Origin of the sequence: Pseudocolwellia agarivorans (assembly GCF_002000085.1) — a bacterium.
GTDB classification, from domain to species: domain Bacteria; phylum Pseudomonadota; class Gammaproteobacteria; order Enterobacterales; family Alteromonadaceae; genus Pseudocolwellia; species Pseudocolwellia agarivorans.
Genome location: NZ_MUZU01000004.1, coordinates 81720 through 106947 on the forward strand (window position 1 = coordinate 81720; position 25228 = coordinate 106947).

Here is a 25228-nt window from a genome sequence, read left to right on the forward strand (position 1 = left end):
TTGAATTATACCCCACAGCCTACGTAGAGTAATTGGCTGACTACTTGAGGATTTTACATGCTTAAACGTGATATGAATATCGCAGATTTCGATGCTGAATTGTATGAAGCAATCACTAAAGAAACTGTTCGCCAAGAAGAGCACATCGAGCTTATTGCTTCAGAAAACTACTGTAGCCCTCGTGTACTTGAAGCTCAAGGTTCACAATTAACGAATAAATATGCTGAAGGTTACCCAGGTAAACGTTATTACGGTGGTTGTGAATACGTAGATGTAGCTGAGCAATTAGCTATTGATCGCGCTAAAGAACTTTTTGGTGCTACATACGCCAACGTTCAACCACATGCTGGTTCACAAGCAAACGCAGCAGTTTTTCAAGCGTTAGTTACACCAGGCGGAAAAGTACTAGGTATGAGCTTAGCTCATGGTGGCCATTTAACTCATGGTTCACACGTAAACTTTTCAGGTAAATCTTATGAAGCGTTTCAATACGGTTTAGATCCAGAAACCGGTGATATTGATTACGTAGAATTAGAGCGTTTAGCGGTAGAACATAAACCAGAAATGATCATTGGTGGTTTCTCAGCATTTTCAGGTATTGTTGACTGGGCTCGCATGCGTAAAATTGCAGATAAAGTTGGCGCATATTTCTTTGTAGATATGGCTCACGTTGCAGGTTTAGTAGCTGCTGGTTTATACCCTAACCCAGTTCCACATGCTCATGTAGTTTCAACAACTACACATAAAACATTAGCAGGCCCTCGTGGTGGTTTAATTGTTTCTGCGTGTGATGATGAAGACATTTACAAAAAATTAAACAGTGCTGTATTCCCTGGTGGCCAAGGTGGTCCTTTAATGCACGTTATTGCCGCAAAAGCAGTAGCATTTAAAGAAGCTTTACAACCAGAATTTAAAGCGTATCAGCAAGGTGTTTTAGATAACGCTAAAGCTATGGTGTCTGTACTTCAAGACCGTGGTTACAAAGTGGTATCAAATAGTACTGAAAACCACTTATTGTTACTTGACCTTATTGATAAAGATATTACCGGTAAAGATGCCGATGCTGCATTAGGTAAAGCGCATATCACAGTAAACAAAAACTCAGTACCAAACGACCCACGTTCGCCATTTGTAACTTCAGGTTTACGTTTGGGTACACCAGCGATTACACGTCGTGGTTTTGGTGTTGAAGAGACTAAAGAATTAACAAGCTGGATTTGTGATATTCTAGACGATATTACTAACGAAGAAACTATTATAGCGGTGCAAGGTAAAGTTAAAGAGCTTTGTTCACGTTTCCCTGTTTACGGTTAATTTGTAAGTTTCTCAGTTTAGCTTTAATTTTTTCAAACACTAGTTTGACTTATTAATATCGCATAGAATGGCCGCATTAGCGGCCATTTTTATTTATGCTCAAACAGGGTTGTAGGATCTTATTATGTTTTGTCCTTTTTGTTCTGAAACAGATACTAAAGTGATTGACTCAAGATTAGTTGCTGACGGTCATCAAGTCAGAAGAAGACGCGAGTGTTTAGCATGTCGTGAACGTTACACTACGTTTGAAACCGCCGAACTCGTTATGCCTAAAATTATTAAGCGTGATGGTTCAAGAGAACCCTTTAATGAAGACAAAATGCGTAATGGTTTAGTTAGAGCATTAGAAAAAAGGCCAGTTAGCGTTGAAAATGTTGAGCTTGCTATCAATAGAGTTAAATCGACATTACGCGCGACAGGCGAGCGTGAAGTATCAAGCGAAATGTTAGGTAATACTATTATGGAACAATTAAAAGAGCTTGATAAAGTCGCCTATGTTCGATTTGCTTCAGTGTACCGTTCTTTTGAAGACATCAAAGAATTTGGTGAGGAGATTGCCCGTTTGGGTAATGAAATAATTAAATAACGTATGACTTCATTTTCAAGCCAAGATCATCAATATATGCAGCGAGCATTATCGCTAGCTAAGCGCGCTCACTATACTACCTCGCCTAACCCCAGAGTAGGTTGTGTATTGGTAAAAAACAATGAAATTATAGGCGAAGGTTATCATGTTAAAGCAGGCTTTGGGCATGCTGAAGTTAACGCACTTAAACAAGCTGGCAGTTTAGCTAAAGGTGCTACAGCTTATGTAACACTTGAACCTTGTAGCCATTATGGTCGAACGCCACCTTGCGCTGAAGGATTAATTAAAGCTGGCGTAAAACATGTAATAGCTGCCATGGTAGACCCTAACCCTCAAGTGTCGGGCAATGGTCTTAAAATGCTTGAGGCGGCAGGTATTACGACGCAACATGGTTTATTAGAACAAGAAGCAAAAGCGTTAAATATTGGCTTTATTCAGTTAATGACCACTAAGCTGCCTTATGTTCGCTGTAAATTAGCGGCGAGTATCGATGGCAAAACAGCCATGGCAAGTGGTGAAAGTAAATGGATAACATCACCTGAAGCCAGACAAAACGTACAGCGCTTACGTGCACAAAGTTGTGCGGTTATTTCCGGTGCTGATTCTGTATTATTTGATAATGCAAAAATGAATGTTCGCTGGAATGAGCTCGGCGAGCTAAAAAATACCTATAACGAAGATACTTTACGACAACCCATTCGGGTTATTATTGACTCTCAAAATAGATTGTCGCCAGAATTAGATCTTTTTAAAACAGAATCTCCTGTAATTATATTTACTCATAACATTGAAAATAGCCACAAGTGGCCATATTTTGTAGAACATATAAGCGTTCCTTATGCGCAAGGTTTAACGTCAAATAAGTTAGATCTTAAAGCCGTTTTATCTATTTTAGGTGAACGTGGCTTTAATGATGTACTTATTGAATCTGGTGCTAAATTAACAGGGGCTTTTGTTGAGCAGAATTTAGTGGATGAACTTATTCTTTTTCAAGCGCCTAAATTGATGGGAGCAGACGGTAAAAGCCTGCTGAATATGCCTCACATTGAAACTTTGTCGCAAGCGAAACAGCTAATGTTTTCAGATATACGTATGGTGGGAAAAGATATACGTATAACAGCAAAAATAGCTAAAAATTAACTTAATAATCAATTTAACTATAAAAACTAACAAGAGTTATTCATGTTTACAGGAATTATAGAAGCCGTAGGCCAAATAGGTACTATTCAAATTAATGCTCAAGGTGCGCGTATTACGGTGTTAACCGGACAGCTTGATATGCACGATGTAAAATTAGGTGACTCAATCGCCACTAATGGCATTTGTTTAACGGTTGTTGATTTTAGCACAAACACCTTTAGTGCTGATGTTTCTAACGAAACCTTAGCGCGTACCGGCTTTGCTCATTATAAAAGTGGGCAAAAGGTTAACTTAGAAAAAGCTATGTTACCTACTACACGTTTTGGTGGGCATATGGTTTCAGGGCATGTTGATGCTTTGTCTGAAATAGTAGCAGTTGAACATGATGGTAATAGCATTCATTATTGGGTATCAATGCCTAATGATTTAGCCGGATATATTGCTGAAAAAGGTTCTGTAACTATTGACGGCACAAGCTTAACGGTAAATAGTTTATCGGAAAATAAATTTAGATTAACTATCGTGCCGCATACTACTGAACAAACAATTATTAGCAGTTATCAAGTGGGCTCTAAAGTCAATTTAGAAGTTGATTTGATAGCACGTTATATAGAAAGATTATTGACACACAAAACAGCTGAAAATAAACAACAATCAGGTGTTACGCATGAACTATTAGCACGCAATGGTTTTATCAAATAAAGAGGTAGATATGAAATTAAATACCCCACAAGAGATTATCGATGATATAGCTCAGGGTAAAATGGTTATTTTAATGGATGATGAAGACCGTGAAAATGAAGGTGACTTCATTATGGCTGCTGAAAAAGTAACACCTGAAGCAATCAATTTCATGGCAACTCATGGACGTGGCTTGATCTGTATGCCTATGTCTGTAGAGAAGTGTAAACAGTTGAAGTTGCCGTTAATGGTAGATAACAACAATGCTCAATTTAGCACAAACTTTACCGTATCGATTGAAGCTGCTGAAGGGGTAACTACGGGGATTTCTGCTGCTGATAGAGCTACAACCGTATTAGCGGCTGTAGGGCCTAATGCGAGTCATTTGAGTATTGTTCAACCTGGGCATATTTTCCCATTAATGGCGAAAGACGGTGGCGTTCTAAATAGAGCAGGCCATACTGAAGCTGCTGTTGATCTATCTCGATTAGCTGGGTTAGAAGCTGCATCGGTTATTGTTGAAGTATTAAATGAAGACGGCAGTATGGCTCGTCGTTCAGACCTTGAAGTTATTGCTCAAAAGCATGGTATAAAAATGGGTACAATAGCCGATTTAATTGAATACCGTAATGCGAATGAAACAACCATTGAACGAGTTTCATCATGTAAATTACCTACAGCGTTTGGTGAATTCGATTTAACTGTATTTAAAGATACAATTGACGGCCAAGCTCACTTTGCCTTAACCAAAGGTGAAATTAAAGCAGATGAACCTACGCTGGTACGTGTACATCTTGAGAATACATTTAGAGACTTATTATTGAGTGAACGAGAAAGTGTTGCTAAGTGGCCAATAGCTGACGCGTTAAAAAGAATAGCAGAAGAAGGCGGTGTTCTTGTCCTGTTAGGTAAACATGAATCTCCAGAGTCGTTAATTGCTCAAGTGCAAAAGTATGCTAAACAAGACGCTGGCGAAGTGGTTAAAGATATAGAACGTCATGTAGGATCGCGTAATGTAGGGGTAGGATCGCAGATTTTATCTAATTTAGGTGTTAGTAAAATGCGTTTATTAAGCTCGCAAACTAAATACCATTCATTATCAGGGTTTGGTTTAGAAGTTGTTGAATATATTGCTGAGTAAGCTTAATAAGTATTAAGTGATGTAACTTAAAAACGCTACCTCGGTAGCGTTTTTTTATTTGTCTCTGTGTAAATTAGAGCATTCAACCATTTAGAAATGACCACGGTTATTCCTTACGGCACTTATAAACATTACCAGATAATGTTACGTTGGTTTGTTGGCTTCCTCCGCCAAAGCCATCGTCATAATGACCTGTTTGACCAGCTCTTTGCGTTAAAATATAAATGGTGTCACCACCAAGCATCATGGCTTTATTTTTTAGATCATTACGTGCACCTGTTTCTAAATCAGCATTAGAGGTAAACGATCCTGTAAAAAAATCGCCTTGGCTACCTGTAATATCTCCTAAAAATAAACATTCTGGCCCTGGTTCATTATGGGTTAATCTTACATTATTAGCTTCAGGGATTATGGCTGTTGAAGAGCATGCCGCTAATGTAGTTACAAATATTATGACGAATATAGCTTTCATTACTAGTTCCTATGAGTGTTTTGATTCGATTATTTTATGGAGTTCGTTAATTATTAATACTTACAAAGTGTTGTAATAATGTAAGTACAACTTACATGTCACGATCAGTTTTTTACAATTTATGAAATAGTGGCGATTTATCGTTTGAAAACATTAAAGTAAATTCGTTGTGCATTGAAAATGTTCAGGTTAAGGTAAACTATTCTGACAACAGCCTCGAAAAGGAATCAATTATGATCGATTTTAAAAATTCATCTGTATTTAAGCTAAAGCGAATTGACAATGAAGATGCGAGAGAAGATTTCCATGCTTTTCTCATTGACGGCGAAACTATTTTTGCTACGTTCAAAAGTATTCGTGATCAAGTGGTATTTACCAACAAACGTGTAATTTCAGCCAATGTGCAAGGTATTACGGGCTCTAAAGTTGATTATACCTCTCTTCCTTACAGCAAAATTAATGCATTCTCTATTGAGACTTCAGGCACGTTAGATTTAGATTGTGAAATACAATTATATATCAGTGAATTAGGGCAAGTTAATTTTGAAATTAAAGGTAGTTTCGATATTGTTGGTTTTAATCGTTTAATTAGCCAATACGTTCTCGGATAACCTTTTTACTCTGCTACTACAATAAAAAAGCTTCTAGTGAGGCTTTTTTATGACGTTATATTTATTTTACTTCATCTTACTCTTACTCCTTATCTCTTATTTTCAAGCTTCCTTCTTTTTACAGTAAATCGTGAGATTTTAGCCAAGAAACCTCTTTTTATGAAAATGAATGTCAATGTTATAATGTTTTTAATGTATTGATTTATCTTGTTTTTATTTCTGCTAACCCTCTTTTTTATAAATCCACACATTACAAAAGCCATTATCTAGAGCTAGAGTTAAATATTATTGGTAATGTATTTTTTATAGGTAAACTTCATTGGTATTACAATTAAGGTTAAATTGGTTGACACTTATTTTATTGTTGGTTAGTATTGTTTGGCTGGTAATATCTTTTGTAAAACTGAATAACATTTAAGATAAAAATTTTAAAGTGTTTAGTAGGGCTAATAAATAAATGTATATATGTTTTTATTTAGCTTTATGGTCAGTTAGGTTAAGAACAAAATTAGTATTTGTACTCAAAACTTATTAAATCTGGATTTATAGCGGAATCTTACATGTACTTTTATAAATGGTGCTTCCCTATAAAACTGATTCACAAAGCATTAGTGCAATGGGTTATTTATTCAGACATTAATCTGAGTTTTAAGTGAATTTTTTCTTTTATAAAGAAAATAGTACGTCCACGAGGCGTTAGCGATTTTAGACTCAGGCAAACAACACCAATATATTTAGGAGTTAGATATGACAAAACCTATCATAGGTTTCATCGGCCTTGGCCTAATGGGCGGCAACATGGTTGAAAACCTACAAAAACGTGGTTTTCAAGTAAACGTAATGGATCTTAATAAAGATGCTGTTACAAAGGTAATTGCTCGTGGTAATGCGACTGAAGTTACTTCAGGTAAAGAATTAGCAGAGAAAAGTGACATTGTTATGCTTGCGCTTACTACTTCAAAAGTCGTTGAGATGGTTGTCTACGGCGATAATGGTGTATTAGCGGGCATGTCAGAAGGTTCTGTATTAATAGACTTCGGCACTTCTATCCCGGCTTCTACACGTAAAATTGGTGCAGACCTTGCGGCTAAAGGTGCAGGAATGATTGATGCGCCACTAGGGCGTACTCCGGCTCATGCTAAAGATGGTTTACTTAACATTATGGCTGCTGGCGATATAGAAACTTTCAATAAAGTTAAACCAGTATTAGAGCAACAAGGCGAAAACGTATTTTATCTTGGCGCACTAGGTTCAGGTCATACAACTAAGTTAATCAATAATTTTATCGGTATGACTACTGTTACAGCTATGTCGCAAGCGTTTGCTATTGCAAAAGCTGCGGGTGTAGACGGACAACAGTTGTTTGACATTATGTCAGCAGGTCCATCTAATTCTCCATTTATGGAATTTACAAAAACCTATGCTGTAGATGGCGAAGAGAAATTAGGTTTCTCTGTTGCTAATGCTAATAAAGATCTTGGTTACTTCAACCAAATGGTTTCAGATTTAGGTGGTGAGTCTTTAATTGCTCAAGGTACTTCTGCTAACTTACAAGCAGCAGTTGATGCTGGTTTAGGTCAAAATGATGTTCCTGTGATTTTTGATTACTTCAATACAAAGTTAGCTAAGTAACCCTAACTGGGCTTATTTATATTTTATTTATAAATAAGCCGATTACAAATTCATTATTCCGAGTTTGGGTTAAGTAAGAAAAATCCCGTTGATCTTAATATCCTTTTATTCATGAAATGGGTATAGCGGGTAATATTCTACAATACATTATAGTGCTCGTTGGCCTCTTTTTGAGGCCTTTTTTTTGGGAGTTAAAAATAGACTATTATGAGCTTTGAAAGTAGGTGTTTGAGCACGAATATGAGATTGATAAATGATTAATTTATCTAGATGGATTTAATTAAATTGTTGATTGTATAACTATTTAATTAAGCTTTCTAAAGAGTACAAACCTCTTTTTTCACTGTTTTTTCTTTTAACTTCTTCTAATGCTCTGGTTTCAACCGCATCAAATAATGCGTTAATTAAACGATTGAAATGTTGATGCATAGCTAAGCGTGCTTTAGTGGCATTTTTCTCTTTCAATGCATTATAAATAGCCGTGTGCTCAGTTAACGTAAGGTTATTGTCTTTGCTACAAACGCTTTTGTAGTCATCAATTATTTCAGATGTTGAAGCTCGAAGTGCCCATAAGTTGTTAACAGATAATATCATTGCACCGTTACGTGTTGCGCCTGCAATAATGTTATGAAACATTTTGTCAGCTTTCTCAATACTATCTGCATCTTTTGGATTTTCCATCATAACAAGCGTTTTGTGTAAATCTTCTAGTTCGTCATCAGTAATGCTGGTAGCTGCTAAAGCGGCTACTTCACCTTCAACTAATGCTCTTGCTTGTGTTAATTCAAATGCACTAATGTTTTGATTTTTATAGCTTTGAGTTGCAGTTTCTAATACGTAAACACCAGAGCCGGTTTTAACCTCAACCTTTTCTCTCACTTCTAACGCGATGATTGCTTCACGAATAGTAGGTCTACTTACTTCAAATCTTTCTGCAAGCTCACGCTCCGGAGGGAGACGGCTTCCCGGTGTAAAGTCACCTTTATTAATAGAAGCCTCTATACTCTCGACGATACGCCAAAATAATCGACGATTCTTCATTTTTCTTTCCCTTAATTCTCAACAACACAATATTCAGTGTTTATATAGTATCTATTTACAAAACCCATAGCAAAGACATTATATTTTTTCGATTTTAAATTGTTTATATGCTTTGGTATTAATGTAGTAAGTCTTGTTTTTTTGTTTTCTGGTAATAAAGTGTACAACACTTTTAATTTAATTGGTATAACAAAATGGTTGACAATTGGTGTATTGATTGGTTAGATTTAACAGCGTATTAAAAGTGATGGAATTTAAACATAATCTAAAAAAATAATTATTTTATTAAATAAAGAAAATTAAAATTTAAAAATACAATCTGGGGGGATTACATGAACAGGAACATCAATAAGCTAAATAAAATAAGTTCAGCGTTAAAAGCAAGCCGTATAAATACAATGAATAAAGGTGTATTGCTTGGTGCAACTTTACTGACAGCATTAGCAACACCGGCATATTCGGCAGAAGAAGCGACTAAAGCTGAAGTGAGTAATAAAAAAGCGGAAGTAGAGGTTATTGAAGTACGCGGAATGCGCGGCACCATGACTCGTTCGTTAAACGAAAAGAAAAATACGGTCGCTATTGTAGATGCAATAGCCGCCGCTGATTTTGGCGACTTGCCTGGCTTATCAATGTCAGACGTTATTGAAAACATCACTTCAGTATCAGGGCATCGTGGTAAAGGTAGTGCTTCTGAAATGTCTATTCGCGGTATGGGACCTTTTTTAGGTTGGGCTACAGCAAATGGCCGAGTAGTACCTAGTGCTGGTTTTGCTCGTTCTTCAAACTTTAAAAAATTCCCATCAGATTTAAGCGATAAAGTGGTGGTTTATAAGTCACAACAAGCCGATTTAGTTGAAGGTGGTACTGCGGGTACTATCAATATCAACTCGTTAAGAGCGCTTGACTACGGAAAACAAAAAGGTTCGTTTGAAGCAACAGGTTTTTATAATACTAAAGCTGCAGATATTGATGATGATAATGGCTTAGGAAATAAACTAACCTTTTCTTGGGTTGATCAACTTAGAGATACAGCCATTGGTGATTTTGGTTATACGATTGGTTTAAGTCGAACAGATTCTGCTAATCCTGAAGACGAATTAAATTCAAGTTCTACTATGTATGCATGTTCGATGTTAGATGCCAACGGTGCTCGCATTGATACGGATCACGATGGTTGGAATAAACGTTGTTATTCTGGCGACGGTGAAGTTACTCGTGGTAATTACGATACTTTTAAAGATCAAGATGAAGCTGGTGAAGTTTTTATTGGCGAAAAAGAATGGTCATACAGAACAAGAGAAGAAGAAGATACTCGTGAAGCCGTGGTTGCTAGCTTTCAGTGGCAGCCTAATGAACGATTTGACATAAATTTTGATTCAGCTTGGTCTAAAAATAATTTTACAGATCACCGTCATGATTTCGGTGTGGCTGCTGCAATGGAATACATCAATACAGATCCTGACTCATACGAGATTGCTGAAGATCGTCGTCTCGTTAAATGGGAAGGCGAGTCTAAAATGTACAACAAAGGTGAAATTCGTGATGAGTTAGAAACTTATTTTGGATGGGGCTTAAATGTTGATTACATTGTTAGTAACGACTTAACGCTTAATGTTGATTTATCTCATGCTAAATCTCACCGTAACCGTCGCGATTTTCAAACACGTATATTTACTAAAAACCGTGTAGAGTATGCAATGGACGCAAGTAATAAGTTACTGCCTGCATTGTCGTTTATTGGTGATGACGTTGACTTTAATGCTAATGATGCAAGTTCATGGGCTGGTGGTGAAGCAAAAAGCACACGTAAAAATGACTACCGTTATTCTTACATGGACGCTTTACGTGTAGATATTGATTACGCACTTAATAATGATTTTTTCTCTTCAATTAAAGCGGGTGTTCGTTTTTCAAAAGAATCTTTAACTGATGATAAAAACTCTCAGTGGTCACATTCTTCTCCTACGGATACTACATCGACTAAAGAAATGAAAACTAAGGATACGGCTTATACCGATCCTATTATAGAAAACTGTATGTCTGCTCATAATAATGATGCTTACATGAGTAATGCGAATAATGCAGGTATCACCAATGGTGATGGCTCAGCTAATTCATGGGCATTGTTACAAGCTGATTGTGCATGGCCAATTTTACAAGGCGTAGATGGTTTTACTGATATTGGTCGTAAACCTCAATCAATAGATGCGGGCGATGTTGAAGTAGATGAAACCATTTTTTCAGCTTATGCCATGGGTAATATTGATGGTGAATTATTTGGTTTACCGGTAACAGGTAATGTGGGTGTTCGTTTTGTTAAAACTATGGTGGATTCTGTGGGTTATATTTCAGATTACACTAAACAAATTGACGATTCAGATCCTGATAATATCAGATACACTTTAGATGGTGACAGCTCTACTTTAGAACGTTTCGAAACAAGTAACGATAGTATCAACGTATTACCGAGTGCGAATATTACCTTTCATTTAAATGAAGAATATATGCTTCGTTTCGCAGCATATAAAGCTATCGCTAAACCTGACCAACGTAATATGGGCGCAGGCCGTACCATTAATACCAGTGAAAGTGACGAAAACTCGCTAGATGCATTAATTAATTATGTTGAAGGTGGTAACCCGTACATTGAACCGCTTGAATCGATTAATGCGGATATCTCTCTTGAATGGTATCCGTCTCAAGACACGTCGATTTCTGCGGCTATTTATTGGAAAGAGTTTGAAGCTAACTTCCGTAAAATTTATACCCAAGAAACCATTACGATTGATGGTGAAACAACCGATGTAGAATTGCGTACTTCAGGTTACACCGCTGACTCAACAACATTAACAGGTCTTGAGCTTGCGGGTCAGCATAACTTTGCTGACTTACCTTATCCTTTTAATGGCTTGGGTGTGAAAGCCTCGTATAACTATACTGATTCTGGATTTTCTAATGAAGATGGTGCATTTGGTGATTCTTTCAATGAATTAGGTATACAAACGGCTTCGTCTCTTCCTGGTATTGAAGACGCCAACCTATTTGGTTCATCAAAACATACTTTCTCTGGTTCTGTTTATTGGGAAATTGATGATTTAACACTGCGTGTACTTTATAAATCGCGCTCAGAATATTTCCAACCAAATACTGGTGCTAAAGCTAATCGTTATGTTCAAGACATTAATTTTGTTGATGTAAGTGTTAATTATAAAGTGAGCGATAATTTATCTGTTTCACTTAAAGGCATTAACGTACTTGATGAAGAACAAATAATGAGACGTACTAACTCAACCGTTACTTTTGTTTCGAGTACCGGTCCAAAGTGGGCGTTGAGTGCTAAATACAATTTCTAATCGGTAACCTAAGTTAACTAATAGTGGAAAACTCTACTATTATCTAACTAATTAGAAATAAAGGAGTTCTATCTTGTTTTATTCAGTAGAACTCCATTTTTCAGTAAACCTTTTATTTATTAGAAGTGTTACTGAAGAATTCATGCATTACTTATCCAACGAATCACGTACAAAAAGCGTAAATTAATTTGGATACTTGCTAAATTACAAGAGAGTTATCAATGAACAATCATAATAAAAAGCTAACGTTTAATCGTTTATGTATTTTTATATTAACCACTTTACTCATTGCATCATGTGGCGCTAACAACACACAAAGTCGTAATGAAATATTAGTGAAAAATCAAAAAGAATATTTTGCTGCCGCTAAAGATTTAAAAGCAGGTGACACGGTTATACTTGCTAACGGTGTTTGGCAAGACTTTGAAATAGTGTTTAAAGCTATGGGCACAGAAAACTCTCCAGTAACTCTTAAAGCTGAAACTAAAGGGCAGGTGATTTTATCGGGGGCTTCTAACTTACGTTTAGCCGGTAAATATTTAGTTGTATCTGGCTTGGTATTTAAAAATGGTTTTACGCCCAGTAGTGAAGTGATTTCGTTTAGACGTAATAAAGAAGATCTTGCGTATCATTCTCGTGTAACCGAAGTGGTGATTGACAATTACAGTAACCCAGACCGATTTGAATCAGATTACTGGGTTGGTATTTACGGTCAATATAATCGTTTCGACCACAACCATTTAGTGGGTAAACGTAATAAAGGCGTTACTGTTGCTGTGCGTTTAACTACAGCAGAAAGCCAACAAAATCATCATAGAATAGATCATAACTATTTTGGCCCTCGTCCTATCTTTGGTTCAAACGGTGGTGAAACTTTAAGAATTGGCACCAGCCATCATTCATTAACTCACTCATTTACTACCGTTGAAAACAACTACTTTGATCGCTGTAACGGTGAAGTTGAAATTGTTTCAGTTAAATCAGGTAAAAATAGCATTATTAATAACACCTTTTTTGAATCACGTGGCACGCTAACGCTTCGTCACGGAAACGGAAACATTATTAAAAACAACGTATTTTTTGGTAATGGTGTTGACCATACCGGCGGTATTAGAGTGATTAACCGTGACCAAGTTGTACAAAATAATTATTTAGAAGGTTTAACGGGCTATCGTTTTGGTAGTGGTTTAACGGTAATGAATGGTGTGCCTAACTCAAGTATTAATCGCTACCATCAAGTGGTTAATGCACAAATAGCCAATAACACATTGATTAATGTTGATCATGTTCATTTAGCCGCAGGTAGTGATGCAGAGCGTTCAGCTGTTCCTATTAAAAGTACCATTCAAAATAACCTGTTTGTTAATGAAAACAATAAAGCGCCATTTTCTGTATTTGACGATATTAGTGGCATTACTTTTTCCGATAATATTTCTAATAAATTGAAAAATAATAAAATTACGTCAGGTATATCAGAAAAAAATGTTGTGTTAAAGCGAGCTGCTAACGGCTTGTTATACCCAAGTAATTATTCCGCTAGTTCTGCAGGGGTTTCAAAAGACTTGCAACCCACGCTAAAAGATCAAACTGGCCCTACGTGGTATAAAAAAACTGAACCTGAAGTTGCTTTTGGTTCAGGTAAAACAACTACGGTTAAAGCGGGCGGTGAGTCGTTATATCAAGCCGTTGAACAAGCTCAGTCAGGCGATACTTTAGTTTTAGAAAATGGCAGCTATAGCGTAGAAAAAATTATTAAACTCGATAAAACGCTTTCAATTAAAGCTAAAAATCAACATAAGGTGCTAGTAGATTTCAGTCGTTCAACGTTATTCGAAATTAATAACGGTGGCAGTTTAAGTATCGACGGTATTGTTGTTAGTGGTAAAAATAGTGCTGATTACTCAGGTAATACCTTTGTGAGAACAGCTAAGTGGGGCATGTTTAAAAACTATCGTTTTACTATGAAAAATAGCGTGATAAAAGATCTCGATATTAACCACTCATTTCACTTTTTTGATTCAGGTAGCAGAGCATTCGCTTTATCAATTGATGTTGAAAACAATGTTTTTGAAAATATTACGGGTGATATTTTTAGATTAAATAAAGAAACCGATGATTTAGGTATTTATAACGCAGAATATTTAAATGTGAAGAACAACACCTTTAAAAATGTTGAAGGTACCTTGGTTAACTTATATCGCGGTGGTTCAGACGAAAGTACTTTTGGCCCACATATACTTTTCAAAAACAACATGATAACCAATGTAGGTAAGGGCAAACGAAACAAGTCGAAATCTGCAATGCAGTTACATGGGGTGCAAGTAACTAACCTTGAAGATAATACCTTTATTAATAGTGCCTTAATTAATGTTGAGCACACAGTAGGTGAACCCGTTACACGTATAACAAATAATACCCTTAATAAAACGGCAAAACCTCATGTGGTTGAATTACGTGTTAAAGGTCCACACACGGCAATTTTACAAGGTAATAAGGTACTTTAATGATGACAACACAACCCTTAAAAAATAGGTATTCGATTACCTTCTTAGCGGCTTTATTACCGAGTGGTGTAACTAAAGTTTTAACACGCTCTGTTTTAGTATTAGCGGCATTATGTCTATCTTCAACGGCTGTATCTGCTAAGTCGCATCCTACATTGGTGATTAATGTTGATGATGTTGTTGCAATGAAAGCTGCTATTCATCAACAAGGTAAATTTAAAGACGCTTACTTAGCGAATAAAGCATGGGTAGACCAACAATTACAGCAAGTGATTACCGTACCTGTACCACAAGATGGTGGTGGTGGTTATACCCACGAACGTCATAAGAAAAACTATAAAGTTATGTACGATGCTGGCGTTATTTATCAATTAACGGGTGAAGCAAAATATGCTGATTATGTTCGCGATATGCTACTTGCTTACGCTGACTTGTATCCTACTTTACCTCCTCATCCTAAAAGAAAAATAGGTAAACAAAACCCGGGTAAACTATTTTGGCAAAGTTTAAATGAAGCCGTTTGGTTAGTGTATACCAGCCAAGCCTACGACCTTATTTTAGCTTCGCTGAACACCGCTGAAAAAAACAAAATTGAAACCGGTTTATTTCGTCCTATCGTAAGGTTTTTATCGGTAGAATCGCCGGCTACTTTTAACAAAGTTCATAATCATGGTACTTGGACAACTGCAGCTGTAGGCATGACAGGTTATGTATTAGGTGAGCAAGAATGGGTTGAACAAGCACTTTACGATTTAGAAAAATCAGGTAAAGGCGGCTTTATGAAACAGCTTGATGAATTGTTTTCACCTCAAGGTTATTACAACGAAGGGCCTTACTACCAACGTTATGCCTTAATGCCTTTTGTTACTTTTGCTAAAGCGATTCAAACGAATGAACCTGAACGTAAAATATTTGAATATCGCGATGGTATTTTATTAAAAGCGATAGATACCACGATTCAGCTGAGCTATAACAAATTATTCTTTCCAATTAATGATGCCATAAAAAGTAAAGGCATCGACACTATTGAATTAGTTAATGGCGTAACTATCGCTTACGGACTAACGAAAGACGCAGGTTTATTAGATATTGCCAAGCAGCAAGATCAAATTGTTTTAACGGGCGATGGTTTAAAAGTCGCTAATGCGATAGACCAAGGTTTAGCAACACCTTATCAATTTAAGTCTGTAGCTTTTGGCGACGGTAACAATGGTAAGCAAGGTGCTTTGGTTGTTATGCGCCAAAATGTGGGAGGCGAACAAGCGTTATTATTTAAACCTGCCGCTCAAGGTTTAGGGCATGGTCATTTCGATAAATTAACTTGGCAGTTTTACGATCGCCAACAAGAAATCGTATCGGATTACGGTGCTGCTCGTTTCTTAAATGTTGAAGCCAAATTTGGCGGGCGTTACTTACCTGAAAACGACAGCTATGCAAAGCATACTATTGCTCATAACACGGTAGTGGTAGATCAAACATCGCACTTTAACAGCGATGTAACAGTGGGTAATGCTAATCATCCAGAGGTTATTTTCTTTGACGCGAACGATAAAGTAAAAATATCGTCAGCAAAAATTGATACCGCTTATGAAGGCGTTGAACTCAAACGTACTTTAGCGTTGATCAACTTACCTAAATTAAATCAGTCGTTAGTGGTTGATGTATTTGATGTAAGCAGTGATAAAACGCACCAGCTAGATTTACCTATACATTACAAAGGTCACTTAATTGAAACCAATTTTGAATTAGGCTCCAAAACTGAAAGTATTTCAGCACTAGGTAAAAATAACGGTTACCAACATATGTGGTTAAAAGCTCAGTCTTCACCCAAAGCGGGATTAGCTAAAATTACGTGGTTGAATGAAGATAATGGACGTTTTTACACACAAACTTCGTTAGTTGATGGCAAGTCAGAGATGTTATTTACCCAATTAGGCGCTAACGATCCTAACTTTAATTTACGTAACGAAAATGCATTTATTGCTCGCGTAAATAATACTAAAAAACATAGTTTTGTCAGTGTATTTGAACCTCATGGCGAATATAACCCGTCAAAAGAATTCACTATAGATGCAACGAGCAAGCTTAAAACATTACAACACAAAAAAATTAACGGGTTAGACATTGTCGCTTTTAGCTTTGACAACAAGGTTAATTACATACTGGCTTTTAATAGCCAGCAAAGTGATAACGCAACACGTAATAAATTTTCTTATAACGGTAAATCTTTTGAATTTACCGGTCATTCTAAATTTTTCGAAATTAATAAGTAGTAGGAGTTCCACATGAGTCAAAGTGAACGTTTCACCATAGGTAACGAAGCAGTAATTGAAGACATAGGCGGTGGGTTAAAACGTCAAATGTTGGGTTATAACCACGAGTTAATGGCAGTAAAGATTTGGTTTGAAAAAGGCGCTATTGGTTATAACCACGCACATAGACACTCGCAAGTGACCTACGTGGTTGAGGGGGAGTTTCATTTTAATATTGATGGCGTAACTAAAATCATGAAAGCGGGTGACAGCTGTATGATACCTCCACACGCTGACCATGGTGCTACTTGCCCAACAGGCGGTATTTTAATTGATACCTTTAGCCCTCCTCGTGAAGACTTTGTTGCAGAAGGTACCTTTGACCCTATTCATAATAAGGAAAGCAGCTAATGAAAATGAAAAACTTACGTTGGTGGGTTATTGCATTAATCGCATTAGCTACCGTTATTAACTACATTGATCGTTCTGCGCTTGCTGTACTTTGGCCTGATATTGTTGAAGATCTTTTCCCTGATGAATCGGCTTTAGAGCGTAAGCAAATTTATGCAAATATCTCTATTGTTTTCATTTTATCTTATGCTTTTGGCCAAGCCATATTCGGCAAGATATTTGATTGGGTTGGTACTCGCTTAGGTTTTGTTTTATCTATTGGTGTTTGGTCTTTGGCTACGGCTGCTCATGCTTTTGCACAAGGTGTACTGAGTTTTAGTATTTTCCGTGCAATATTAGGTGTGGCAGAAGCGGGTAACTGGCCCGGTGCAGCTAAAAGTAACGCGGATTGGTTTCCAACGAAAGAGCGTGCTTTAGCGCAAGGTATCTTTAACTCAGGTGCTGCTATTGGCGGTATTGTGGCTATTCCTTTAATTGCTTATTTGACCGTATATTTTAGCTGGCAAATGGTTTTTGTTGTGATTGGTGCTGTTGGTTTATTATGGCTTATTCCTTGGATCATTCTAGTGAAAGCGCCACCTAAGTCACATCCTTGGATCACAGACGAAGAACGTGAGTATATTTTAACGGGTCAAAGAAGCTGCGACGTTGATGATAGTGCTGCTAATGGCACTGATGAAGAAGAATATAATCCATCAACCAAAGAATTACTTTCACGTAAACAAAGCTGGGGCGTAATAATTGCCTCTGCAGCGATTGATCCTATTTGGTGGTTGTTTGTTTTCTGGATCCCTATTTATCTTAACGAAGTTTATGGCATGGATGTTAAATCCATCGGTATCTATGGTTGGGTTCCGTATGTAGGAGCCATGGTTGGTGCTTGGTTTGGTGGTTTACTTGCACAAAACCGCTTACAAGCTGGTTGGAGTACCGACAAAACACGTAAGCTCACCATTACTTTAGGTTGTTTGATTATGTTGCCTGCTTTGTTAGCTATGGCAAACCCTGGCGGACCAACAACTGCGGTAATTATTATGGCAGTTATCTTATTTGGCTTTCAAACTGCAATTGGTAATGTGCAAACACTACCAAGTGATCTTTATGGTAAAAAAGCCGTAGGAACATTGTCTGGCTTTGCAGGTATGGCTGCAAAATTGGGAGCACTCGGGTTAACGGCTTTAGTACCTATTTTAACGGCTGACGGAAACTATACGCCTGCATTTGTTATTGGGGCTTCTTTAGCTGTTATAGCAATGCTATCTGTTTGGGTTCTTATTCCAAAAATAGAACCTTTAAAAAGGAAATAGGTAAGTGAAAAAGATTTTCCTATTTGGTGAGTGTATGGTGGAGCTACTCAATGTTTCACCTAACACTCAATTACCACAAACATTAAAACAATCGTTTGCTGGCGATGTATTTAATACAGCTGTTTACCTTAAACGTGTGTTTTTTGACACGCAGGTGAATTTAATTACAGCGGTAGGAACTGATGAATTTAGTTCTAATATGGTTGAGTACTTTTCGCAGCAAAACATTGAGACTGATTTTGTTTATCGCTCAAACGATAAAATAGCGGGCTTATATTCAATTAAAACCGATAGCGAAGGTGAAAGAACGTTTACCTACTGGCGTGAAAACTCAGCCGCTCGTGATGTAATGAAATTTATTGATGCTTCAGAAATAGAAAAGATGTTACACGGCGATGTGTTCTTTTTTTCAGGTATTTCTTTAGCGGTTATTAGACCTGAAGATCGTCCAAAATTTTGGCAAATGGTTGAGCAATTAAAAGCTGCTGGACTAAGCATTATTTTTGACCCTAATTACAGAGCAAGAATGTGGAGCTCTGTTGAGGAAGCACAGCACGAATTTGATAAAGCCTTTTGTTTAAGCAATATAGCACTGCCGGGGATAGACGACTTTAAACAGCTCTATAATTTAACCACTGCAGAAGCCGTTATCGAATTTTGTAAGCCATATGCATTCGACGAACTGGTTATTAAAAACGGTGAACAAGGCGTTGTCAGTGTTAAAAATAACGTCATACAAAATATTGAAATAACACCTGTAGAACATGTGGTCGATACAACGTCGGCGGGTGATTCTTTCAATGGTGTATTTATTAGTGCTCGCACGTCAGGTATGAATAGTTTTGACGCTATTAAATTAGCTTCAGCCTCAGCGGCTTTAGTTATTCAACACCAAGGAGCCATTGTCGATTCAAAACCATTTCAAGCCTTTATTGACCAAGAGCTACTATCAATTATTAAGTAAATTTTAAACCTAAAACTCATCGATAAACCATCATTGTTTCAACACTATAAGAATGGCTATTCGACTTTATTTATACTAAAGGAAAAAAACATGAAAACATTCTCATCACTCATGGGAAACCAAACACTATTACCTATCATTCAAGCTGCTACAGTAGAACAAGGTGTTAATATAGCTAAAGCCATGCACGAAGCAGGTATTCATTTAGTTGAAGTGGTTCTACGTACTGAAGCATCGCTAGACATTATTAAACAGATCAAGAAAGAGCTACCTGACTTACTTGTGGGAGCGGGCACGATATTAAATGAAAGTATTTTAGATGATGCATTAAAAGCAGGTTCTGACTTTATTATTACACCAGCGAGTTCGCCAACATTACTTCATGCACTTAAAAACTGTCCTGTACCTGTTTTACCGGGAGTTTCTACATCAGCAGATATTTTATTAGCAACAGAATTTGGGTATAGTGAATTAAAATTATTTCCAGCATCACTTTCAGGCGGTTCTCAGTTTTTAAAAGCTATGGGTTCTGTATTTAAGTCAGTAAGCTTCTGTCCTACAGGTGGCATTAACGCAAACAACAAAGCTGATTATCTTAATTTAAGCAATGTATTTGCAGTAGGTGGTACTTGGGTTGCACCAGCAAATTGGGTTGAGTCACAGCAATGGAATTTAATTACATCAGCTTGTAAAGATGCTCTTTTATAGGATTATAAATAAAGCTTATGAATATAATATCTAATAGGGTGTCGGTAGGCGTAGCCACGGGACAAAGTGTTACTGATCTTTATAACTACGCTAAAGATAATCAGTTTGCTTATCCTGCAGTTAACGTTATTGGTAATCATTCCATTAACGCGACTCTAGAAGCCGCCAAAAAAGTCAATTCACCGGTTATTATTCAACTATCTCATTCGGGGGCTGCTTTTTTTATTGGTAAAGGTGCAAACCTTTCAGCAATGGATGCTTCTATTCAAGGAGCCATAGCTGGAGCCCACTATATACATTTAGCCGCTAAGCATTATGACGTGCCTGTTATATTAAATACCGATCATGCAGCTAAAAATTTACTGCCTTGGATCGATGCTTTACTGACCGAAGGTGAAGAGCACTTTAAAAGAACAGGCAAACCTCTGTTTAGTTCTCATATGGTTGACCTATCGGCTGAATCTTTAGAAGAAAATATTGCAACATGTGGTCGTTATTTAGAGCGTATGAGCAAAATTAATATGACGCTAGAAATTGAATTAGGTTGTACTGGTGGTGAAGAAGATGGCGTTGATAATACTGATATTGATAGCGCTAAGCTTTATACCCAACCTGAAGATGTCGCATATGCTTATGAACAATTGATAAAAATTAGCCCTAATTTTATTATAGCGGCTTCGTTTGGTAATGTGCATGGTGTGTACAAGCCAGGTAACGTAACGCTGTCGCCAATGATCTTAAAAAATTCGCAAAATTATGTATCTGAAAAGTTTGCTTTACCTCCTAGACCATTAAACTTTGTTTTTCATGGAGGATCAGGATCTGACGTAGGGGATATTAAAGAAGCACTATCGTACGGTACGGTAAAAATGAATATAGATACTGATACGCAATGGGCAACTTGGCAGGGCGTACTAAATTACTATAACGATAAAAAACGTTATCTTGGTAAACAAATAGGTAACCCAACAGGTGAAGATAAGCCCAATAAACCATTTTATGATCCTCGAGTATGGATACGCAAGGGTGAAGACAGTATGGTTCAAAGGTTACTTCAAACGTTTGAAGATTTAAATTGCTTAAATAGATACTAATTAACCTCAGCTCGGGATAAGCAAAGTTACTCAACAAGCTATTTTTATGCCTAACTTCGTTGAATTTATTACTAATAGCCAGCTATTAGATAGAAAAATTCGCCTTGTTATAAACAAAAATATCAATGTTGAGAGACTAATATAACTTAGGAAAACAACGATACAGATTAAGGTTTTGATAAATAAGATTTTTAATTCATTATCTAACATTCATTAACCCGAGTTGAGGTTAATTAACCTAAATTACAATTAACTATCCGTTTAAGATGTCGCAATAGGCATTTTAAGCGGATAAATAAGTTTTCTGCCACGGTTTCGTAACCTGCTCATTATTCCTTTTCTTTATTACGCTAAGCGCTTTATATCTTTTTATTCCCCTCTTTTTTTATGTAACCGTGTTTTTTTTGGTAATGCCAATTTTATTTATTTAGTATTTTTGTATTACCAATTTATTGGGTGGATTATGTATTTACATGATTATTGCTAATATATCATTATGTTAAGGTGTGCTTTATTTTTAACTTTTTCTTAATCTTGCATAAATGTAATTAACTCAACGTTAATTTGAATATTATCAGATTCTTAATTTAAGTTTTTGTTATACAACGTTTTTGTATTTATTTCTCGTTGTTTTAATTAAATTTTTATTATTAAGAGCAAAATAATAAAAGTGACCTATTATTTATAATAGGTAGTACCTAGGCTAAAAACGAAAGAAATTTATTATCAACTTGTTTATTTGATTAATTTCTTTACTCATAATTTAATTAATTATGTTAGCTGTCACTTAGGATTTATAGATTATTCCTTTTATATACGAGTACTTACAGAAGTAACTAAATCCATCTACCTTATTGGTAAAGACTGTTTTCGTTTGTTATTTTAAATTGGTTTACCAAAATGGTTGACAATAATGGTTTTGTTGGTTAGATTTGGTTTAGTTTTTGAGCTAATAACAAATATTAAATTGGTAAGCTCAAATAAAAAATAAACATCATGTAAGGTTTAGGGGAAAAAGATGACAATTCAATTAAATAAAATAAGTTCAGCATTACAACGTAACCGTTTAAGTAATAAATCAGCTCTATATAGTTCTGCGTTAGTGGCCATGCTAGCAATGCCTACTTATGCAGCAGAAGAAGTTAACACTCAAGATGCAAATGAAGCTGAAGCGATTGAAGTTATCGAAGTGCGAGGCATGTTAGGTAGTATGAAAGCTGCTTCTCTACTTAAACGTACAGATGGTCGTATTGTAGATGCTATCGTTGCTGAAGATATTGGTAAGTTACCAGATAACAATATTGCTGAAGCATTACAACGTATTACAGGTGTATCAATTAACACCGATTTTGGTGTAGGTGATAGCGTTTCAATACGTGGCTTACCTCAAAACCGTGTTGAATTAAATGGCCGTTCAACTATCGGTGATTCTCGCGATGGTGTAAGTCTTCAAGATTTTCCATCAAGTTTCTTAAAAGCGGTAGAAGTTGTTAAGTCACCTACTGCAGACATGATTGAAGGTGCACTAGGCGGTACAGTAAGTCTTAAAACCGTTCGTCCGTTAGAGTTAGAAAAGCTTACTGGTGCTATGTCTTTAGATGCTGAGTACGCAGATAAAACAGAAAATATCGCACCTATTTTTAGTGGTTCAGTAGGTAATAATTGGGATTTAGGTGATGCGGGTACTTTTGGTGCTTTAGCCATGCTTTCTTACCAAGACCGTGAAATTCGTCAAGATGAAACTTCTAGCCGTGTTAAGCCTCAAGATATTCAAATTAACGGCCAAGATGGAAACACTCCAAGCGGTAATGCAATCGTTAGAGATGAGCACAGTGTTGAACAATACGTAGAAAAACGTGAACGTACTGCTTTAAATTTATCACTTCAGTGGGCGCCTAAATCTAATGACGGTATGATCTACCTTGATTTAAACACAACTAAGCGTTCTGGTGAGCAAAATGGTAACTCAATTCTTGGTGTTGTTGGCTCTTTATCTACAGATGAAAATACGACGCAAGATGCTAATGGTGTAAATAACTATACTCTTACAAACGACTTTGCTATTCCTAAAACTTACAGTGATTTCCGTGAAACTAAGTCTTTTTCACATGCACTAGGTGCTGAGTGGAATATTGCTGACGACGTGAAAATATCGGGTGAAGTTGCTGTAGCATCATCAGAAAGTATTAGACCTGACTCTGAATTTACCTTACGACCTATTGAAAAATCTACCTTTGAAGCTAGTGGTGGAACAGACCTTGTAAATCATCTTTATGATGGTGCTTTTTCTCAATCAGGTAATAAACTTCCAAGTATTATTCACTCAGATCCTACGGCATTTACTAGCCCTGATAACTTAGCGTTACGTACTTTTAAAAGTGAAGAAAAAATAACGAATAACGATGAAACTGCTGTGCGTTTTGATATCGCAATAACGGAACCACTAGGTTTAGAGTGGGTAACTACATTAAAGGCAGGTGTTCGTGCAACTAAACGTGAATACGAATATGAGCAATACAAAGTTGAAATTAAAGATATTTACAAGAAGGCCTTTAATGATTCTGATGGTTCATTAGCTACATTATGGATTGATGATTACAACGACCAATTTGCTGGTAGTTTTACTACCATGAGCCACGATAACTCTTTCGATCAATTAGGGCATTCAGGCCAAAACGATTTGTTAACTTTCGCGACTTACAACGGATTATCTAACCCTGCAAATGTATTTAATGAATTACAGCAACTATTGGTAGGTACTAATTTAGCAACAACGGGTAGTTTAGCCGATAACTTGAAATTTCAAGATAGTGCTTACAGAGAGGTCACTGAAGATACTGCCGCTATTTATGTATCAGCGCATTTAGATTTTGATGATATTACCGCGATTGTTGGTGGTAGATATGTAACAACAGATCTTGAATCAAGCGTATATCTTGATAGTGAAAAAGTAACAGGCGAAAATGATTACAGCGACTTTTTACCTAGCTTAAACGTAACATATAACTACTCAGACGAAACTCTATTTCGTTTTGCTGCAGCTAAAGTAATGCGTCGTGCTAACTTCAATGAATTAAGTCCGGCATTTGATATTAATAACGATATAACGGGGGCTACTCAAGGTGCTATCGATTTAGAACCTTTCCGTGCAACTCAGTTTGACTTATCAGTAGAGCATTATTTTGGCGAAGGCAACATGGTGTCTTTCGCAGTATTCTACAAAGATGTTGAATCTTTCTTAAGTAACGAAAGTAGCTGTGTGGCAGATGCTTCTACTGTTGGCCAAAACGTGACGCAATGGAATCAGGTTTGTCAGTTAACTACAGCAGGCGTATCACAAGACAACCTAGTTTTCTCTGATAGTACAGACTTCCCAGTAGATGCTGACGGTTTTGCTTTTGTTGATGCGCTAAGAGCTTCAGGAAATACAGGTATTGATACAACGAAAGATACCAATGGTGAAAATGGTAAAGTTCAAGGGTTTGAAATAGGCTATCAGCAATTTTTTACTTCTCTTCCTGATGCTTGGTCTGGTTTAGGTGTTAGTGCAAACTACACATATGCAGATAGTGAGCAACCAAATGGTAACCCATTATTAGATATTTCTAAAAACACATACAACTTACAGTTGTTCTGGGAATATGAAGGTGTTTCAACGCGTTTAGCTTATAACTACCGTGATAGTTTCTTAGATACTGAAAATGAAAAACGTGTAGAAAATATTAATGCTACAGGTGGTATTTCTGAAGAAGGTACTGTTTATGGTAATAACTACCGTGACGATAGAGGCCAGTTAGATTTCTCTGCAAGTTGGGATATTAACGAACACTTTACAGTAGTAGCTAACGCGACTAACTTAACAGGTGAACCTTCTATCTACTTATCTGAATTAGGTGGAGCTTGGAAATACACTGAAGCGGATCGTCGTTACACAGTTGGTGTACGCGCTAAGTTCTAATATCAAATTAATATAGACTAAATAAAAAACGAGCTAAGTAGCTCGTTTTTTTATGT

General features: G+C 36.6%; 18 protein-coding genes. 16 read left to right on the forward strand and 2 right to left on the reverse strand.

Annotated elements, in window-relative coordinates; genetic code table 11:
- Positions 1-57: 57 nt before the first annotated feature.
- From glyA to ribBA, 5 genes are all read left to right on the forward strand, one after another.
- Positions 58-1314: a serine hydroxymethyltransferase gene (gene glyA / locus B0X80_RS07700; protein WP_077339258.1), complete on the forward strand. Its 1257-nt coding sequence runs from the start codon at positions 58-60 to the stop codon at positions 1312-1314.
- 124 nt (positions 1315-1438) lie between these two features.
- Positions 1439-1900, forward strand: coding sequence for a transcriptional regulator NrdR (gene nrdR, locus B0X80_RS07705; protein ID WP_077339259.1), 462 nt, complete (start codon positions 1439-1441; stop codon positions 1898-1900).
- A 3-nt stretch (positions 1901-1903) separates the two neighbouring features.
- A complete protein-coding gene (gene ribD, locus B0X80_RS07710) occupies positions 1904-3040 on the forward strand; it encodes a bifunctional diaminohydroxyphosphoribosylaminopyrimidine deaminase/5-amino-6-(5-phosphoribosylamino)uracil reductase RibD (RefSeq protein WP_077339260.1) in 1137 nt (378 codons plus the stop codon).
- Positions 3041-3082: 42 nt separating this feature from the next.
- Positions 3083-3742 (forward strand): riboflavin synthase, encoded by a 660-nt coding sequence (locus B0X80_RS07715; RefSeq protein WP_077339261.1) that lies wholly within the window; start codon positions 3083-3085, stop codon positions 3740-3742.
- A gap of 10 nt (positions 3743-3752) precedes the next feature.
- On the forward strand, positions 3753-4862 hold the full coding sequence (gene ribBA / locus B0X80_RS07720) for a bifunctional 3,4-dihydroxy-2-butanone-4-phosphate synthase/GTP cyclohydrolase II (protein WP_077339580.1): 1110 nt from the start codon (positions 3753-3755) through the stop codon (positions 4860-4862).
- Between the two features lie 106 nt (positions 4863-4968).
- Here the strand turns inward: ribBA and B0X80_RS07725 are convergent, their stop codons facing one another.
- The gene (locus B0X80_RS07725) at positions 4969-5334 is read right to left on the reverse strand and encodes a DUF4156 domain-containing protein (protein WP_077339262.1); all 366 of its coding nucleotides are present in this window, start codon (positions 5332-5334) and stop codon (positions 4969-4971) included.
- 233 nt (positions 5335-5567) lie between these two features.
- Here B0X80_RS07725 and B0X80_RS07730 point away from each other — a divergent pair, with 233 nt between their 5' ends.
- The gene (locus tag B0X80_RS07730; protein WP_076417014.1) at positions 5568-5945 is read left to right on the forward strand and encodes a PH domain-containing protein; all 378 of its coding nucleotides are present in this window, start codon (positions 5568-5570) and stop codon (positions 5943-5945) included.
- Between the two features lie 747 nt (positions 5946-6692).
- Complete coding sequence (locus B0X80_RS07735) at positions 6693-7577, forward strand: NAD(P)-dependent oxidoreductase (protein ID WP_077339263.1); 885 nt, start codon at positions 6693-6695, stop codon at positions 7575-7577.
- Positions 7578-7877: 300 nt separating this feature from the next.
- Here the strand turns inward: B0X80_RS07735 and B0X80_RS07740 are convergent, their stop codons facing one another.
- A complete protein-coding gene (locus B0X80_RS07740; protein WP_077339264.1) occupies positions 7878-8618 on the reverse strand; it encodes a FadR/GntR family transcriptional regulator in 741 nt (246 codons plus the stop codon).
- A gap of 332 nt (positions 8619-8950) precedes the next feature.
- On the opposite strand from B0X80_RS07740, the gene B0X80_RS07745 reads away from it, so the two are divergent.
- The 9 genes from B0X80_RS07745 (at position 8951) to B0X80_RS07785 (ending at position 25172) form a co-directional block, all read left to right on the forward strand.
- A complete protein-coding gene (locus B0X80_RS07745) occupies positions 8951-11974 on the forward strand; it encodes a TonB-dependent receptor (protein WP_077339265.1) in 3024 nt (1007 codons plus the stop codon).
- Positions 11975-12195: 221 nt separating this feature from the next.
- Positions 12196-14478, forward strand: a complete 2283-nt coding sequence (locus tag B0X80_RS07750; RefSeq protein WP_077339266.1) for a polysaccharide lyase 6 family protein — start codon at positions 12196-12198, stop codon at positions 14476-14478.
- Positions 14478-16751, forward strand: a complete 2274-nt coding sequence (locus B0X80_RS07755) for a heparinase II/III domain-containing protein (RefSeq protein WP_425439696.1) — start codon at positions 14478-14480, stop codon at positions 16749-16751. Before B0X80_RS07750 ends, B0X80_RS07755 begins: the two co-directional genes overlap by 1 nt.
- Before the next feature lie 12 nt (positions 16752-16763).
- The gene (locus B0X80_RS07760; RefSeq protein WP_077339267.1) at positions 16764-17141 is read left to right on the forward strand and encodes a cupin domain-containing protein; all 378 of its coding nucleotides are present in this window, start codon (positions 16764-16766) and stop codon (positions 17139-17141) included.
- Positions 17141-18448 (forward strand): MFS transporter, encoded by a 1308-nt coding sequence (locus B0X80_RS07765; RefSeq protein ID WP_077339268.1) that lies wholly within the window; start codon positions 17141-17143, stop codon positions 18446-18448. The genes B0X80_RS07760 and B0X80_RS07765 overlap by 1 nt, the downstream gene beginning before the upstream one ends.
- 4 nt (positions 18449-18452) lie before the next feature.
- Entirely contained in the window at positions 18453-19412 is a 960-nt protein-coding gene (locus B0X80_RS07770) for a sugar kinase (protein ID WP_077339269.1), read from the forward strand.
- Positions 19413-19502: 90 nt separating this feature from the next.
- Entirely contained in the window at positions 19503-20120 is a 618-nt protein-coding gene (gene eda, locus B0X80_RS07775; RefSeq protein WP_077339270.1) for a bifunctional 4-hydroxy-2-oxoglutarate aldolase/2-dehydro-3-deoxy-phosphogluconate aldolase, read from the forward strand.
- 17 nt (positions 20121-20137) lie between these two features.
- Entirely contained in the window at positions 20138-21214 is a 1077-nt protein-coding gene (gene fbaA, locus B0X80_RS07780) for a class II fructose-bisphosphate aldolase (RefSeq protein WP_077339271.1), read from the forward strand.
- A 1018-nt stretch (positions 21215-22232) separates the two neighbouring features.
- A complete protein-coding gene (locus B0X80_RS07785) occupies positions 22233-25172 on the forward strand; it encodes a TonB-dependent receptor (protein ID WP_425439697.1) in 2940 nt (979 codons plus the stop codon).
- The last annotated feature ends 56 nt before the right edge of the window (positions 25173-25228 follow it).